Source organism: Aequorivita nionensis (genome assembly GCF_046352995.1).
Lineage (GTDB): Bacteria > Bacteroidota > Bacteroidia > Flavobacteriales > Flavobacteriaceae > Aequorivita > Aequorivita nionensis.
Genome location: NZ_CP130281.1, coordinates 1,921,902 through 1,938,844, shown reverse-complemented (window position 1 = coordinate 1,938,844; position 16,943 = coordinate 1,921,902). Strand labels below are relative to the sequence as shown.

Here is a 16,943-nt window from a genome sequence, read left to right as displayed (position 1 = left end):
TAGATTAATTCTCCTCCTTAAAAATCACTGTTTCCTGAGTAGCCCCATCATCATATACTTTTTCTATTTTATACAGACCATTGGGCAGTTCCTCAATTAAATTGGGGTTGTTTATGCCAATGGAATCTTTTGGGGTTATGGTAACATTGGCATTAAAAACACCATCATTAAATTTAGTAATGCCACCGCCTATTGGGCCACGGTTATAGTTGTCATAACACATTTTTACCTGGACATAATCATTGGCCACGTCTATTTCCTTAATATTAATGGCGGAGTGGTTGGGATGGGTAATATAAGCAGATTCATCTTCATCTGGATCTATATGCAATATAATATTTGCGAAATTTACGTTAAAGGAGTCATTTTCATAGGGTGCGGGCTGCGGGCAATCACAAGAACATTCATAGAAGGTGTATTCAAAACCCGGCTGAAAGCGGGGCTTGGTGAGTGGATCAGGCTCAGGACCTTCTAAATAATATCTACCGCTATAGGGCTCGTACAAAGATTTTATAGTTGTTTCTATTCGATTGTATTGTAATGTAACCATATGGTCCCGTATCCATTCCCTTATATAAATACCTTGGCCAATGTTCAATGATACCGTACAATTTGAATAGGACATGATATTTTGTACGTCATCTGAATAAATTTGATACGGGGTGCCTTGACAATCTGTTCCATATAAATTAGTATAAGTACAAGTACCAGGGTCTATATAAACATAATGATCCTCACAGCCTTCATAAAATGGCGGTTCAAACCCCATTTCATCACAGTATTCATTTCTAAAGTCGGGTACTGCTGCAGTAGCATGTATTTTATCACCATTATCTTCCGCATTATATTTAATATCTGTTATATCGCGGGTTACGTGTTCACAATATTCAAGACCATTGGGCGGTCTCCAATCTTGGTGGGTATGAGATAATCCAAAAAGATGTCCCATTTCATGATCCTTGAGATTATTATCATTTTCAAAGCCCCAAGACTGAACAACATTACATAGTCAACCCCCAGAAACACCAGCAAACCCCTCTGTAGTATAAGGGACGTAAATATTGATTGAATTATAATCATAATATTGATAGTTATTGCTTTTCGCCCAATCTATCAATTGAGTATAGGAAGAATCGTTACCTACATCATTAGGGTCATAAGGTAAATAAACCGTATAAAAACGTGAAGAATTTATATAATCATATCCTCTATATTTAAAGAATATTTTGAATGGGTTATACCGTTTGTTAAGGTTGGCAACATCCCGTAGCACATCGCTTTCTGTAAGTTTATTTCCACTTGTGCCATCATCATGATTTATACCCCAATAATAAATATTAAAAACGATGGGGTCAAAATTTTCTAAAGCTGCTGGATCGGTGGAACCACTATATACCCATTGAGGGTCATTGTTGGAGTCTTCGGGAGTGCCACATATAAAATTTTCGGTTTGTGAGAACCCAACAAAAGAACATAGTAAAAAAATTGCTGTGAGAAAAAATAGATTTTTCATAATTCAAAAATTTTGGTTAGTTGAACTTAGAATCTTAAATGTACAAAAATTTAAGTTTTTTCTTACACATTTTTTAAATTTATTTTTTAGGTTATTAGTTAGTATTCATTGTTTTACAAGGTGTTACTTATATACAAGTCATTTTTAAACAGACATAAAATCGCTGTTTCGTTCCGTTATTGCTAAATTTACACTTCAGAAAAATAGCTGTAATGAAAAACCTACTAATAGCCAGCACCAGCACCGTTTATGCCGGAGAATATCTAGATTATCTAACGAAAGAAATGGCAGCACTTTTTAAGGATACCGAAGAAGTAATCTTCATACCCTACGCCCGTCCCGGTGGGATCAGCCACGATGCATACACTGAAAAGGCCGCAAAAGCTTTCACTAAAATTGGTAAAAAGCTGATTGGACTGCACACTTTTGAAAATCCTGTGGAGGCTATTAAAAACGCAAAAGGCGCCTTTACGGGAGGTGGCAATACCTTTGTTTTGGTGAGCGCGCTTTACCGTTTGGAATTGATGCAACCACTTCGCGAAGCTATTTTCAAAGGTTTGCCGTATATGGGTACGAGCGCGGGCAGCAATATTTGCGGGGTTTCTATGCAGACTACTAATGATATGCCGATTGTTTATCCACCTTCGTTTAAAACCTTGGGCGTAATTCCCTTTAACCTCAACCCACATTATTTGGACCCAGACCCAATCAGCAAGCATATGGGCGAGACTCGTGAAACCCGTATTGCGGAATTCCACACACAAAACACTGTACCCGTTGTGGGATTACGCGAAGGCAGTTGGTTACGTGTAAAAGGCGAAGAAATTATTCTGAAAGGTGAATTGAAAGCCCGCGTTTTTGAGCAAAATAAAGAACCTTATGAGGTTGAAAGCGGCACGAAGTTTTCAAATTTATAACCAAAATTAGTCTTACGTCTTATGTCTTTCAGCGCAGCGGTCTTAAGTCTTACTTATAGTTCCTTCACAAAATGATACCCCTTCGCCACAAAACCTTGGTTGTAGAAAAATTTATGCGAAGGAAAATTATGCACATAGCTATTTAGCTCTATCCAATTGCAGGATTTCTTTTTGGCGTAATCACTTATATATTCCACCATCATTTTACCAATTCCGTGACTTCGGTATGCATCGTCAATTATAACGTGATCCATTTCCAGACTTCTTCCTGCATAATGGCGGGTTTGGAACCACAAACCACAAATACCTATTAACTTTTCCGCATCAAAAACACCAAGACATTCGTAATTCTGTTGCGCCATTTCCTGTAAACGCTCTTTTAAAAGTGTTTCGGAAACTTTATAATTTCCCAGTTTTTGCATTAATGGAATGATGGAAAATATTTCCGTAGAAGGAATAATTCTAATTACAATTTTATCTTTAGCCATTATTCAACCACAATCATTCTAAGGGTTTTCGTATTTCCATTCACTGTCAGCTTGCAGAAATAGTTTCCATTTACAAGATTCATTTCATTTAAATCCATAGGTATTATATACTTTCCATAACCTTTGGTTTCATTATTCATTACAGTATAGACCTTTCTACCCTGCACATCAAAAAGATCAATGCTCACGGTAGATTCTTCGTGAAGTTTAAACGAAACATAGCTTATATCGCTAGCTGGGTTTGGATATTGCACAATGTTGTTTACTTGCTGTTCCGCACCGTTGCCAGCAAAAAGAATTGGGGACGGAGTAACATCGGTCCATATACTTAACTGGCTTCCACTAAGCCTGGTCCAAATGGGCCGAACCACATTATTGTGCGCCACAATATTGGTATAATCGCCAAAGAAAATACCTGAATTTGGGTTAAAAGGCGACTCGCTGATTCTTTTGTTTGTTATAGTGGCGCCGCCATCATCTGAATATGCAATGTAAACATCTGTCATGTTCCCGCCTGAATATTCCCTACGATCGTAAAACACAAAAAACAGGTTGCCGTTTGTTTGGTCAATATCCATCCAAGTGAAAAATTGTTGTTTTCCAGCAGGATCGTCATTCACCCGTATTGGGGCGCTCCAGGTGTCTCCCCCGTCGGTAGATTTGCTCATAAAAACGTCTGTATCGTTTGCACCGTTACGTTGGTCGCTCCAGTTTACGTAGATTGTTCCGTGATTTGGGCCACCGCTAAGATCGCATTTGGTTATGGGCAAACCATTGGCACGGCTAATACCGGGAATACTATAGTCCCAACCCGTAGGCATCGGGTCAATTGCTATTTCATTAGCCAACCACGTTTCGCCTTGATCTAACGATCTGTTGAAAACAAGGCCATTCGGGCCCGCCCAAGCCACATAAATTTCGCCATTTGGGCCAACCGCAGGTACTGCGCCTTCAACGGTATCGTCTTCATCAATACAATTACCGTCCACACTGTTTATCTTTTTAGGCGTTGACCATGTTTGGCCACCATCTGTTGATTTTGAAAAAAGAATGATCGATTTATCATTTGGGTTGCTGCTGCCATAATTGTCAAACTGTGTCCACGTTAAATAAATATTATTATTTGTACGGTCTATTATGCTCCATTGTTTGTCTTGGGCTTTTGTTCCATTTAAACCAGTATAGGTTCCACTGCTCCAATTGTTCCCATTATCTGTAGATTTTTGGCAAACTATACGGTCAATCCAGTTGCCACTGGCTGGGTTTGAAAGGTGGAAATAATAGAAGTTTCCCTGGGTATCCACATCAAAAGTTGGGTCGCCCCACACGCCATAGCTGGACGTCATTTGCTGCTCGCTCCAAGTAAGGCCGCCATCACTACTGTTGTAAACATTGTTCAAATTGGCACCTGCAACAAGAATATCCGTGTTTAGCGGATTCATCATTATGGAAGGTTCGTTTGGCGAATTGTTATCAGAAATCATTACGTTTTGGGCCACAACTGAAGTCGCAACAAAACACGACAGCAACAAAATTGCGGATAGTTTCTTGGAAGTCATACTATTTCAAATTTTAAAAAGTTAGTAAATGTATGAAATTCCTTGTGTTTTCTTCCGAAGAAAAAAATTCAATTCCCAAAATTCAATTAAAAAAAGAAGCAATAACCAACTGCTAAATTATTTTTAACGAATTTAGTAATCCCAAAAAAAAATAGAATTTCCACATTTAATGAAACGAAAAGAATTCATCAAAATATCGAGTATTACAGGAATCAGCTTGGCAATTTTTCCACATTTGTCATTCAAAAATTTTATGGAAGAATTTACCCGAAACCAATTGATAGGCAAAGGAAATCCTGATATTGTGGGCGATAGCTATACTTCAAAAATGCACAAAACCGCAAAGGAAGCATTCAATAAAATGAAAACTGCAGCTGCCAAAGAAAATATAAATATTGAAGTGGTTTCTGCCTACCGAAGCTTTCAGCGACAGAAAGAGATTTTTGAAGGGAAGTATAAAAAATTCACTTCCGAAGGTTTAACCCCTGAAAAAGCCATTGAAAAAATTATAGAATATTCCACAATTCCCGGTACCTCGCGCCACCATTGGGGAACAGATATTGACATTATTGATGCCAATGCCCCGCGTCCCGCAAATGTATTGATGCCCGAAAATTTTCACGGAACAGGGCCTTTTTGTAAATTGAAAACATGGCTTAACGAAAATTCTGAAAGTTTTGGCTTTTATGAAGTTTATACAGACAATGGCAACCGAAAAGGTTTTAAGTATGAGCCGTGGCATTTCAGCTATGCGACCGTTTCAATCCCAATGCTGAAAGCTTACAAAGAACAGATTGATGTGAAAAAAATGCTTTCCGAAGAAAAGATTTTGGGCAACGAACATTTTTCCGAAGGCTTTGTTTCAAAATATGTGAAAGAGAACATTTTGGACATCAATCCAAAATTACTTTCATAGGTTATTCAATTCTTTGACAAACTTAGTGTGAATGCTTTAAATTTTTTAAAATCTCGACTCATCGACTTCTAAACTCTTAAACTTAAATTTCAAACAACCCTTCGTACCTTTGCACCATGAACAAAAAAGTCCTTTTAATGATACTCGACGGCTGGGGCATTACGCAAGATCCCGCCGTTTCTGCCATCGCACAAGCCAACACGCCTTTTATTGATTCTCTTTTTGAAAAATATCCGCATGCACAATTGCTCACCCACGGAATGAACGTTGGCCTACCTGAAGGCCAAATGGGTAACAGCGAAGTAGGCCATATGAATTTGGGCGCAGGAAGAATCGTTTATCAAGACCTCGCGAAAATAAATATGGCAGTGAAAAACGGCACACTGAAAAGTGAACCTGAGCTGGAAAAAGCATTCAATCACGCAATTTTTCACAACAAAAAAGTACATTTTTTAGGCCTTGTTTCCAACGGGGGCGTACATTCGCACATTGACCATTTAAAGGGATTGCTATCCGCAGCCCAAGAATTTGGTGTAAAAGATATGTATGTCCACGCCTTTACCGATGGCCGCGATGTTGATCCACGTTCTGGAAAAGGTTTTATTGAAGAGCTAGAAAGCCATCTAGAAAAAACAGGCGGGAAACTCGCCTCCGTTATTGGCCGCTATTACGCAATGGATCGTGACAAACGTTGGGAACGTGTTAAAAAAGCCTATGATTTGTTGGTCTTCGGAAAAGGGACGGCTTCAATTGATGCTGTAAAAAGTATAGAAAAAAGTTATGCCGAAGGAATTACCGACGAATTCATCGAACCAATTGTAATGACAACCTCCGAAGGAAAACCTGTTGCCACCATTGAAAAAGATGACGTGGTGATTTTCTTCAACTTTAGAACCGATCGCGGAAGGCAGCTCACTGAGGTTTTAACACAAAAAGATTACGAAAAATTTGGAATGGAAACGCTTCCGTTGTATTTCGTAACACTTACTAATTATGATGACTCCTTTGGAAACATTCACGTGGTTTACAACAAAGAAAACCTGCACGATACCTTAGGCGAAGTCTTGGAAAAAAAAGGAAAGAAGCAAATTAGAATCGCCGAAACTGAGAAATATCCGCACGTAACCTTCTTTTTTTCTGGCGGAAGGGAAATTCCTTTTGAAGGCGAAAAACGAATCCTTTGCCCCTCGCCTACAGTTGCTACTTACGATTTAAAACCAGAAATGAGCGCCTATGAACTTCGGGATATGATTTTGCCAGAAATTGAAAAAGAAACCGCCGATTTTATCTGCTTAAATTTTGCAAACCCAGATATGGTAGGGCATACTGGCGTTTTTGAAGCAGCAGTAAAAGCTTGCGAAACGGTGGATAAATGTGCAAAAGCAATTGTTGAAAAAGCATTGGAAAGCCATTACGCAACAATAATAATCGCAGACCACGGCAATAGCGAAACCATGCGAAACGCCGATGGTTCGCCCAACACGGCGCATACTACCAATCCCGTTCCAATCATCATTGTGGATGATGAAATTAAAGCGGTGAAAAACGGCATTTTAGGTGACATCGCTCCGACAATCCTTGATATTATGGGTATTGAAAAACCCGAAATAATGACACAACATTCCTTAATTTAAATTCTATGAAAAAACTATTTATAATACTTTCGGCAACACTTTTAATTGCCTGCAATACTTCCAAAGAAAAAAATAAAGTTGGAAAAAACACCTCTAATGAAATGATTTCGGAAAACAACAAAGAGAAAATAAACGATACCGTTACCTACGAAGACTCAGTAATGCTTTTGGGAAAAGCAAACCGCAAAGGTTTCCAAATGGACGCTTTTAAGGATTGGTTCAACACCGGTTATGAAGACTACAAAGTAGATACTGAAACTGCTGAAAAGCTAAAACCACTTTTGAAAGATGTGGATATTACAGTTTTTATGGGAACTTGGTGTGAAGACAGCCAACGCGAAACGCCTCATTTCTATAAAATTTTGGATGCTGCAAACTTTGATGAATCGAAACTGACTTTGATAACTGTTTCCGAAGAAAAAACAACACCGCAAGGTTATGAAGAAGGAAAAAACATTACCAATGTTCCAACAATTATTTTCTTCAAAAACGATAAGGAATTAGGACGAATCGTAGAATATCCCATTGAAAGTCTTGAAAAAGATATGTTCGCCATTTTAAGTGGAAAGGATTACAAACATGCTTACGCCGAATAAAACTTTAGCAACGGTATAATTCTTTGTAAATTTGCGGCTCGAAAAATGACGATGATTAGAGAAACACTCACCATAGCCGTAGATTTTGACGGAACCATTGTAGAAGATGAATATCCACAAATTGGCCGTCCCATTATTTTTGCCTTTGATACTCTGAAAAAACTTCAGGATAATGGCCACCGCCTCATTTTATGGACATACCGAAAAGGGCGCGCTTTAGAAGAAGCCGTGAAATTCTGTGAAGAAAACGGAATTGTTTTTTATGCCGTAAACAAAAGTTTCCCTGAAGAAGAATTCGATATTTCATATAGTCGAAAAATAAATGCTGACGTTTTTATAGACGATCGAAACATTGGCGGACTTAAAAGTTGGGGCGAAATATACCAGCAACTCATTGGCCAACCTACGCCCCTAAAACCTAAAACCCAAAAAAAAGGATTGTTTTCCTTTTTAAAGTAGCATTATGATAATTCAAAAAACAAGAGAAGAAATTGAATTGATGCGCGAAAGCGCTCTAGTTGTATCCCGCACTTTGGGAATGCTCGCAAAGGAAGTAAAGCCAGGGATGACAACCAATAAGCTCAACAAAATGGCTGAGGATTATATCAGAAGTCAAGATGCTATTCCAGGTTTTTTGGGATTGTATGATTGTCCTTCTACGCTGCTTACAAGTGTGAATGATGCGGTAGTCCACGGTTTGCCCACAGATGTTCCCTTAAAGGAAGGTGATATTGTGGCAATAGACTGTGGCGCCATTAAAAATGGATTTTACGGCGACCACGCCTATACTTTTGAAGTGGGCGAAGTTGCTCCAGAAATAAAAAAACTTTTAAAAATAACCAAGGAATCTCTCTATATAGGCATCCGCGAATTTAAAGCTGGAAACCGCGTGGGCGATGTAGGTTTCGCTATTCAAAATTATTGTGAAGCACAAGGTTATGGTATAGTTCGTGAACTTGTAGGCCACGGCTTGGGCAGAAAAATGCACGAAGACCCAGAAATGCCAAACTACGGTCGTCGCGGGCGTGGCAAAAAATTTATTGAAGGTATGACCATTGCTTTGGAACCTATGGTAAATATGGGAACGCATAAGGTGAAGCAACTAAAAGACGGCTGGACCATTGTAACCCAAGATGGACAACCCAGCGCACATTTTGAGCACAATATTGCTTTAGTAAATGGAAAACCTGAATTGCTTTCCACTTTCGCTTATGTTTATGAAGCGTTAGGAATTGTGAGTGATGAAGAAAAAGAGTTTAGGGAAAAGGAATTTGTGTTGTAACAATTGAAAACATTTGTTCAAAAAAATCCTAAATACCATTCCTCGTCCGCTGCTCATTAGATTGAGTATTATTGGCAGGCCCATACTTGCTTTTTTTCTGAAAGGAAATAAATACACGGACCCGATTGATGGAAAATCCTACCGAAAATTTCTTCCGTACGGTTATGAAATTGTTCGCGAAAATGTACTTTCACCCGGAACCTTATCTTTAGAACGGCACCGATTGTTTTGGCTGTATCTTCAAAATGAAACTGGATTCTTCACTAAAAATCTGAAAGTGCTTCACTTCGCACCCGAGCAGGCTTTTTATAAGAAATTTCGAAAAATGAAAAATCTTGATTACACCACGACCGATCTAAATTCCCCGATTGCAGATGTGAAAGCAGATATTTGCGATTTACCTTTTCAGAATGGTGAATTCGATTTTATAATCTGCAACCACGTTTTGGAACACATTCCAAACGATACAAAAGCGATGCAGGAAATTTATCGTGTTTTGGCACCCGGTGGAACGGCGATACTTCAAGTTCCCTACAAAGCAGAATTAGAAAAAACGTTTGAAGACAACAGCATTACCGACCCGAAAGAACGCGCAAAAATATTTGGACAATATGACCATGTTCGGGTTTACGGCATGGATTATTTCACCAAGCTTGAAAGTATTGGTTTTAAAGTTGAAGCTGTGGATTACACAAATGTTATTCCTTCGGAAAAAGTTGAAAGGTACAGATTGGCAAAAGGAGAATTGATTCCTGTATGTAAAAAATAAAGTGTTCTTTTGCCCAAAATTAATTCTGAATGAAATTAAAATTACTTTTTCTTTTTCTCGGGTTCTCAACACTTGCAATTTCCCAAAATCCTAATGATTGCGTAAATGCAATTATTATCTGTGGCGATTCAAGTTTAGGAGTTGATCCAAGCGGAATAGGTTTTGACGAGTTTTCATTGCCTGGAAATGAAGTTCCGCCTTGCTATGTTTTTGATCAAAATAATATTTGGTTCAAATTTATCATTATTGAATCGGGCACTTTCACCTTTGATATTGTTCCAGATAATGGCGAAGATGATTATGATTTTGCCATATATGGACCCACGGTTACTTGCACTTCTTTGGGTTCTTCTATTAGGTGTTCCAGTACAAATCCTTTAGATGCCGGCGTTCAGGTTGCAACTGGACTGAATATGGATGAGACGGACGTTAATGAAGGCCCGGGCGAAGATGGCAATGGTTATTTAAAGTATATAGAAGCTTCGGCGGGCGATGTTTATTATTTGTTGGTTGACAGAGCCGTAGGTTCCGGTCCTTTAAGCTTGTTTTACACAGGAACAGCAAAATTGCCAAATGCTGTTATAGCAACCCAACCCGAAAATTTGGTGAACTGCGATACAGATGGTAATCCAGATGGTTTTACCGATTTCAATCTTGAATTGCAAACCAGTACCATAATTGGTTCTCAAAATAATGTTGGAGTTACCTATCACGAAACCTTGAACGATGCAAGTATTGGCATAAACCCATTGGCAAGTCCTTATCACAGTACTGCCAACCCTCAAACTATTTATGCGCGTATTGAAAGAACAAACGGCTGTAGTGATTTAACCTCTTTTACAATTGAAGTAGGCAGTCCCGAATTAATGACCCCAGCAGATGTTGTTTTTTGTAATTACACTTCTACCCTGCTTTATCCTTTAGATTCAATTATTCCTGAAGTGATTGCTAATCCGCAAGGCTATGTTTTCAGCTATCACTACTCCCAAAATGACGCCGACAACAATACAAATCCAATTGGAAGATATGTAAATCTCACTGAGACACCAATCACTATATTTGTTCGTGTTACAGATGAAAACGATCCGCTTTGTTTTGCCGTAACTTCTTTTCAAGGATCTATAAATAGAATAAAACTTGCAACGCAACCCGAAGGTTTTATTGCCTGTGACGATGATTTTGACGGGCAGATTTCTGTAAATCTCAATGAAAAAGATGAAGAAATTCTAAACGGTCTTCCAGCCAGCGATTTTGAAATAACTTATTACACTTCCCTTGAAGACAGAATGAATGAAACAAATCCAGTTTTCGGCACCTTTCAAAATACGGTAAATCCACAAACCATTTATGTTAAAATGTTTGAAGTTGCGACAGGATGTTTTGATTATACCCAATTCAACATAGTTGTAAATCCATTGCCAGTTCCTGTCTTTGAGCAGGAATCGTATTTATATTGCCTAAATGCCACTGAACCGTTAAAAATTTCGGTTCAAGCAGGATTTAAGTATTATGTTTGGAGTACAGGTGAGGAAGGACCTAATTTGAATAAAATTTTTATTGACACTCCGGGAACTTATAAGGTTACAGTAACAAGTTATTTTGGCTGTGAAGAAAGCGTAAGCGTTGAGGTTTTGGCTTCAAATATTGCTACTATAACAAATATTAAAATAAATGATTTCAATGGAAGACATAATTCAATTGAAATAATTGTGGAAGGCGAGGGTAATTATGAATATGCATTAAACAGTACTTCATCATACCAAGATAGCAATATTTTTGACGGTTTGATAAATGGTTACCACACTGTATTTGTTCGAGACAAGAATGGCTGTGGCGTAGTTTCAGAAGAAATTCTAATATTGGATTATCCACGCTATTTCACTCCTAATAATGACAGTCATAACGATCATTGGCACATTATTGGGATGCATGAATTTCCAGAAGCAAAGATTTATATTTTTGATCGTTTCGGAAAATTATTAAAACAAATTCCGCCAAGATCCAAAGGTTGGGACGGTACAAACCAAAAAGGAAAACCGCTGCCTTCAAATGATTATTGGTTTACTATTGACATAAAAAACAGACCTACTTATCGAGGTCACTTCACTTTAAAAAGATAGTTTATAGAGGCATTAATTTTTTAAAACCATCGGTTACAAAAACACGATGTTGGTTTAAAGAATCTGTGTATGTTAAATACGCCTCCACATTTGGAAGACTTTTTAAAAGCTCTTTTGATTTCTCCAAACCCAGCGCCATAAAGGAAGTAGCGTAGGCATCCGCCACGCCGCAGGTTGGTGCAATAACAGTTGAACTGGTAACATCGCTCATTTCCGCTGAACCGGTTAATGGGTTTAAAGTATGTACATATTTTTTTCCTGTAAGGGAATCAATTCTGAACTTACGGTAATTGCCCGAAGAAGCCATCCCCACATTTTTCAGTTTTACGGTTGCTTCGAAACTTCGGTTTTCAAGTTCTGAATCAACGGCTTCAATACCAACGACCCACTCTTGGCCTTTTTGAATATTTTCGCCTTTTGCAAGAATTTCACCGCCAAGTTCAATTAAGTAATCGGTAACACCTTTAGATTCCAAATAACGGCCAAGGCAATCAATTCCAAAGCCTTTTGCAACTGCGTTAAAGTCAAAATATATCTGCGGATATTCCTTTGAAATGGTTCCATCACTTTTGATTTTCACTTTATGGAAACCCACATATTTCATTAAGGAATCCAAAGTAGTACTGTCAATTTCTTTCAGTGGTTTTACATCACCAAAACCATAGGCATTTCTCAAAATGCCGATTGTGGGATCAAAATAACCGTTTGTTTTTTTGTTCACTTCTGCAGAAATTTCAAAAACCTCCCTAAAGATAGAATCGACTACAATGGTAGAATCTCCTTTGTTTACTTTGGAAATATCGCTATCGGGGATATAGGTGCTCACAGAATGATTTACGGCGTCTATAACAGAATCCAATCCTTTTTTAAAATCAATATCATTTTCCGAATAAAATTGGATATTATAAGTGGTCCCAAAGGCTTCACCTTGCAAAAAACGGTGTGTTGCTTCTTTTTTTTCGCAAAAAATGAAAAGTAACAACAGGGGAATAAAAATTAGTTTCTTCATAATATTTCTTGTAATCCTTTATATACCATTGTATAATCTTCATCTTTTAAAACAGGTTTTCCATAATCGCTTCCGTGACCCAAACCAACTCCCGCATAATAGGTTTTTGCTTCAAATTTTGTGGCGTGTTCCTTTATAGTTTGCATAAAAACTGGGTCATATGCGTGCGCATCCTGAGGAAAGGAGATTGCGCGAACAATTATAAAATGAAGAATTTTATCTTTCAATGCAACGAACTGAGGATCACTTTTCAGTTTTGAATTGACGCCCAAAAATTCATAGCCTTCAGCTTCAAGCTGTTTTCCAACAATATTCATTGCTAGATTGTGAAGCTCTTGTTTGGTAAGTTTTTCGCCCATAAGTGACTTCAAAATTACGAATATTTCGATTTAATTTTTCAAACCCATAAAAAAACCCATTCCAATTACTTGGAATGGGTTTTCGTATTTTCAGAACTAAAGTTTAATTATAAATTTTAGTTTCGCCTAGCTCAGCATGTTGTGAGTTTTTGGCACTATTATCAGCTTTTACAACCATCACAACAAAGCTTAAGTTGTTAGCATTATATTCTGAGGGAACAGAAAAGGTATAGGTCTTTTTATATTCTTCATAAGCACCAGTTTCTGGAATATTATCTCCAAAAAGTCCTGATAGTGAATTACGCAATGCATCATTATGAACAAAATCCACAATTGGATTACCCATTCCGAAATAAGGGCTAGCAGGGTTGGAGTTAAAATAATTGGCTTGATCTGCTATCACACCACTTTCCAACAAATATACTACCAATTTATCACCAGGTTCAGAGCCATTTTTATAAATCACTTTTGCATCTACAGAGAGTGTAGAACCACTAATTTGTGAACTGATAGCTATGGATAGATCTGTTTCTTGACCAGCAATACTAGTAACTGCATCATAATCATAAATTAGAGAGCTAGGAGGTGTAGCATTCCATTTTACGGTTCTGTTTAATTGTGTTTGTGGGAAACTATCAGGCACATCAAATTCAGCCTGAAGGTCATCTATCTGTGCAAAGTCCATAGGATCAGGAGGTCCAATTGAACTTTCATGTATTGCAACTACTGAAACGTGATCTGTCAATACCAATACGGAATCAATAGCCACTAAAGCTTTTAAACAATATCCGCACCAGGTACCTGTATAATCTTCCAAAACCACATTTCTTTTTGGAATATAAACTGTAAAGTTTTTCACAGGAGTTGTGAATGTTTCTCCATTTATAACATATTCTGCATACACTTCATAACTTGCTTCTGTTGCAGATGAATAAGTAAATCCAGGAATTGCTGCACCATTAACATAGAAAGTAGCATCAGATGCTGTATTATCTCCATTGGAATCAAGTAAGCCAAAAGTAATTGTTTGATTGTTCATGGCTCTTGTAACATCCAATGTAAGAGCGCGTTCTGTCTCCGCAATTACTTCAAAATTCAGAATGTTACTGGCAACACTTTCATAAACTGCTTTTACGGCAAATGTTCCCGTAGATGAAAATGTATATGACGAGCCCTGAATTTCGGAATCGTTCAAATATATTTTTGCTGAAGAAGTATAATTCACTCCATCATTTCCAGTAATTATAAAATTCACTAATTGATTAACGGACAATACTTCCAATTCATTGGTGCCCGCATCACTTGTAAGTGTAATTGACAGACTTTCTGTGGGAGCTCCAAGTGGATCTTCTTTTTTACTACATCCAACGATGGCTATAAAAGCAAAAAGAAATAAAATTTTAAAATAGGGATAAGTTCGCATAATAACAGATAGTTAAATAATATAGTGGGCTAATATAAAGCATTTATAAAAAAAGGCACGGTTTTGGAATGTTAAATCCATAACTTTAAGCAATACAAATTTAAGTTTTTATTAAAAATAACTTAATATTGCTACACTTTAATTAATTTTTAAAATTTTATTGATGAAAAAATTACTTCCCCTCCTTCTTGCACTGGTTACTTTCAGTGTTATTGCGCAAAACGATTTACCTAAAGTTGATATGACCACCTTAGATGGTCAACCTATCAATTCCAATGATTTATCTACCGATGACAATGTAGTTGTAATTTCACTTTGGGCCACTTGGTGCGTTCCTTGCATAAAAGAACTGGATGCCATTAGCGAAATATATCCCGATTGGCAGGCAGAAACCAATGTAAAACTCTATGCGGTTTCCATCGACGACAGTCGCGGAGTGAAACGTGTTAAACCAATGGTAAATGGAAAAGGCTGGGATTATACGGTGCTTCTAGACACCAATAACGATTTTAAACGCGCCGTTGGTGCCGCCACTGTACCATTAACTCTTTTGGTTAAAAACAATCAGATTGTTTACAGACATTCTGGATACAGCCCGGGCGCAGAGATGGAACTTTATGAAAAAATAAAGGAATTTTCCGCAGCAAATTAAAAAATTTACCAACCAAACCTATATAATGAAAAAACTTATACTTGGTGCCTTTATGTTTATGGGTGCCGTTTCCTTTTCGCAAGATAATGGCTACTTTTTTGGTGGCCTTGAATCAAATTCACAATGGCTCATGCCAGATGAAAAAATTGGTTTTGACGCACCAGATGACCGCTTTAGATCCAATAATTATGTACAATTTAATTATTCATTGGGTAAATTTACCGCAGGTATTCAATATGAGGCATACCTTCCAACGGCTCTTTTGGGATATTCACCAACTTGGGATAATCAAAACGGAATTGGAACATATTACTTAAATTTTAAAAACGAAACGCTGGATATTACCGGAGGTTATTTTTATGAGCAATTTGGCAACGGCTTAATTCTTAGAACTTGGGAGGATCGCCAATTGGGTATTAATAATGCAATGAAAGGACTTCGTGTTAAATTCACCCCGACTGCAAATATTGGTATTACTGGAGTTTACGGACAAATTAGAAATGGTTTTGATGTTTCAGAAGGAGTTATGCAAGGGCTTGATGCCAATGCAGATTTAAGCGGTCTTTTAAATATTGATGCCGTTGAACTTTCCCTTGGCGCAAGCTATGTGGGTCGTTATCAGTCAAATGGAGGCAACGATTCCATTCCCGCAAACATTAATGCCTATGGAGGAAGACTGGATTTTGTGGCTAATAATTTCTACGGTGGTATTGAAGCAATTACCAAAGACCCAGACGTAATTGTTACTGAAGAAGTTGTTTCATCACCTCAGCTATTTGATGGTACGGCGCTTCAAGTGAATTTGGGTTATGCGCAAAAAGGATTGGGAATTAATTCCACTTTCAGAAGGCTGGAAAATTTTAGCTTTTACGCAGACCGCTATCAAGAAGGAAATGTTTATAATGAACAAATTGTAAACTACGTTCCTGCCCTTACAAAACAACACGACTATTTATTGTCCAATATATATGTTTACAATGCTCAACCACGTTTGCTTTTCAGTGATTCTGAAAAGAAAAGAGCCGGGGAAGTAGGAGGGCAAGTTGACGTTTATTATTCTTTTGATAAAGAATCATTTTTAGGAAAACTTGGAACAAAATTGGCAGGAAATTTTTCATATTGGGCAGGTCTTGAAGCAACATTTAATAGTGAAGAACAAACCTACGACCCAAAATTTATTGGTGATGGACCACGATATTTCCGAGATTTAAATATTGAGGTAAAAAACCGTTGGTCTTCAAAGTGGAGCTCCATAGCTACTTTTCAAGACGTTATTATAGATAAAGGTGTTACCGAAGGTGGTCCGTTAGGAGAGCAAGGAGATATTAGAGCTCAAATTGCAGTAATTGAAGGAACGCGAAAATTTGAAGGTGGAAAAGCATTACGAATGGAACTGCAACATCTTTGGATAGACAAGAGAAGAAAGAATGTAGATGATAAGAATTGGGCTGCTGGTGTGCTGGAATATAACTTCAACTCTGCATTTACACTATATGCAGCAGATGCTTGGAACTATGAAGGCGAAGGCGAAATTCATTACTACAGTTTTGGAGGAAGTTATACCAAAGGTCCAGCTCGTTTTGCTTTAAACTACGGTCGTCAGCGCGGTGGTTTGATTTGTGTAGGCGGTGTTTGTAGATTTGTGCCAACAAACACAGGATTGACAGCGAATCTCGTGGTTACCTTCTAAGAGGTGTAATTAAAGA

General features: G+C 37.8%; 17 protein-coding genes. 10 read left to right on the top strand and 7 right to left on the bottom strand.

All coding sequences use genetic code 11. The annotated features are described in order from the left end of the window. Window positions 1–4 precede the first annotated feature (4 nt). Together Q2U82_RS08730 and Q2U82_RS08725 are read right to left on the bottom strand one after the other, a co-directional pair. Entirely contained in the window at window positions 5–949 is a 945-nt protein-coding gene (locus Q2U82_RS08730; protein ID WP_410004494.1) for a hypothetical protein, read from the bottom strand. A 60-nt stretch (window positions 950–1,009) separates the two neighbouring features. Beyond that, the gene (locus Q2U82_RS08725; RefSeq protein ID WP_410004493.1) at window positions 1,010–1,513 is read right to left on the bottom strand and encodes a hypothetical protein; all 504 of its coding nucleotides are present in this window, start codon (window positions 1,511–1,513) and stop codon (window positions 1,010–1,012) included. Between the two features lie 212 nt (window positions 1,514–1,725). Between Q2U82_RS08725 and pepE the strand changes: the two genes are divergently transcribed. After that, entirely contained in the window at window positions 1,726–2,430 is a 705-nt protein-coding gene (gene pepE, locus Q2U82_RS08720) for a dipeptidase PepE (RefSeq protein ID WP_410004492.1), read from the top strand. 53 nt (window positions 2,431–2,483) lie between these two features. On the opposite strand, the gene Q2U82_RS08715 is transcribed toward pepE, so the two are convergent. Next, complete coding sequence (locus tag Q2U82_RS08715; protein ID WP_410004491.1) at window positions 2,484–2,918, bottom strand: GNAT family N-acetyltransferase; 435 nt, start codon at window positions 2,916–2,918, stop codon at window positions 2,484–2,486. Beyond that, a complete protein-coding gene (locus Q2U82_RS08710) occupies window positions 2,918–4,477 on the bottom strand; it encodes a T9SS type A sorting domain-containing protein (RefSeq protein ID WP_410004490.1) in 1,560 nt (519 codons plus the stop codon). Before Q2U82_RS08710 ends, Q2U82_RS08715 begins: the two co-directional genes overlap by 1 nt. Window positions 4,478–4,646: 169 nt before the next feature. Here Q2U82_RS08710 and Q2U82_RS08705 point away from each other — a divergent pair, with 169 nt between their 5' ends. The 7 genes from Q2U82_RS08705 to Q2U82_RS08675 all read left to right on the top strand — a co-directional run bounded on the left by Q2U82_RS08705 (window position 4,647) and on the right by Q2U82_RS08675 (window position 11,794). Next, the gene (locus Q2U82_RS08705) at window positions 4,647–5,393 is read left to right on the top strand and encodes a M15 family metallopeptidase (protein WP_410004489.1); all 747 of its coding nucleotides are present in this window, start codon (window positions 4,647–4,649) and stop codon (window positions 5,391–5,393) included. 116 nt (window positions 5,394–5,509) lie between these two features. Then, window positions 5,510–7,027 carry a 2,3-bisphosphoglycerate-independent phosphoglycerate mutase gene (gene gpmI, locus Q2U82_RS08700; RefSeq protein ID WP_410004488.1) on the top strand — a complete coding sequence of 506 codons (1,518 nt, stop codon included), beginning with the start codon at window positions 5,510–5,512 and terminating at the stop codon, window positions 7,025–7,027. 5 nt (window positions 7,028–7,032) lie between these two features. Further along, window positions 7,033–7,623, top strand: a complete 591-nt coding sequence (locus Q2U82_RS08695; RefSeq protein WP_410004487.1) for a thioredoxin family protein — start codon at window positions 7,033–7,035, stop codon at window positions 7,621–7,623. 51 nt (window positions 7,624–7,674) lie between these two features. Next, complete coding sequence (locus Q2U82_RS08690; RefSeq protein ID WP_410004486.1) at window positions 7,675–8,082, top strand: BT0820 family HAD-type phosphatase; 408 nt, start codon at window positions 7,675–7,677, stop codon at window positions 8,080–8,082. A gap of 4 nt (window positions 8,083–8,086) precedes the next feature. Then, a complete protein-coding gene (map, locus tag Q2U82_RS08685; RefSeq protein WP_410004485.1) occupies window positions 8,087–8,905 on the top strand; it encodes a type I methionyl aminopeptidase in 819 nt (272 codons plus the stop codon). 13 nt (window positions 8,906–8,918) lie between these two features. Then, the gene (locus Q2U82_RS08680) at window positions 8,919–9,674 is read left to right on the top strand and encodes a class I SAM-dependent methyltransferase (protein ID WP_410004484.1); all 756 of its coding nucleotides are present in this window, start codon (window positions 8,919–8,921) and stop codon (window positions 9,672–9,674) included. A 29-nt stretch (window positions 9,675–9,703) separates the two neighbouring features. Continuing rightward, window positions 9,704–11,794, top strand: coding sequence for a T9SS type B sorting domain-containing protein (locus Q2U82_RS08675; RefSeq protein ID WP_410004483.1), 2,091 nt, complete (start codon window positions 9,704–9,706; stop codon window positions 11,792–11,794). Window position 11,795: 1 nt separating this feature from the next. On the opposite strand, the gene Q2U82_RS08670 is transcribed toward Q2U82_RS08675, so the two are convergent. From Q2U82_RS08670 to Q2U82_RS08660, 3 genes are all read right to left on the bottom strand, one after another. Further along, a complete protein-coding gene (locus tag Q2U82_RS08670) occupies window positions 11,796–12,803 on the bottom strand; it encodes an FAD:protein FMN transferase (protein WP_410004482.1) in 1,008 nt (335 codons plus the stop codon). Further along, window positions 12,800–13,162, bottom strand: a complete 363-nt coding sequence (locus tag Q2U82_RS08665) for a Na(+)-translocating NADH-quinone reductase subunit F (protein ID WP_410007149.1) — start codon at window positions 13,160–13,162, stop codon at window positions 12,800–12,802. The genes Q2U82_RS08670 and Q2U82_RS08665 overlap by 4 nt, the downstream gene beginning before the upstream one ends. A 103-nt stretch (window positions 13,163–13,265) precedes the next feature. Next, a complete protein-coding gene (locus Q2U82_RS08660; protein WP_410004481.1) occupies window positions 13,266–14,585 on the bottom strand; it encodes an Omp28-related outer membrane protein in 1,320 nt (439 codons plus the stop codon). Window positions 14,586–14,748: 163 nt separating this feature from the next. On the opposite strand from Q2U82_RS08660, the gene Q2U82_RS08655 reads away from it, so the two are divergent. Together Q2U82_RS08655 and Q2U82_RS08650 are read left to right on the top strand one after the other, a co-directional pair. After that, entirely contained in the window at window positions 14,749–15,237 is a 489-nt protein-coding gene (locus Q2U82_RS08655) for a TlpA family protein disulfide reductase (RefSeq protein WP_410004480.1), read from the top strand. A 25-nt stretch (window positions 15,238–15,262) separates the two neighbouring features. Then, the gene (locus Q2U82_RS08650; protein ID WP_410004479.1) at window positions 15,263–16,927 is read left to right on the top strand and encodes a DUF6029 family protein; all 1,665 of its coding nucleotides are present in this window, start codon (window positions 15,263–15,265) and stop codon (window positions 16,925–16,927) included. Window positions 16,928–16,943 lie beyond the last annotated feature (16 nt).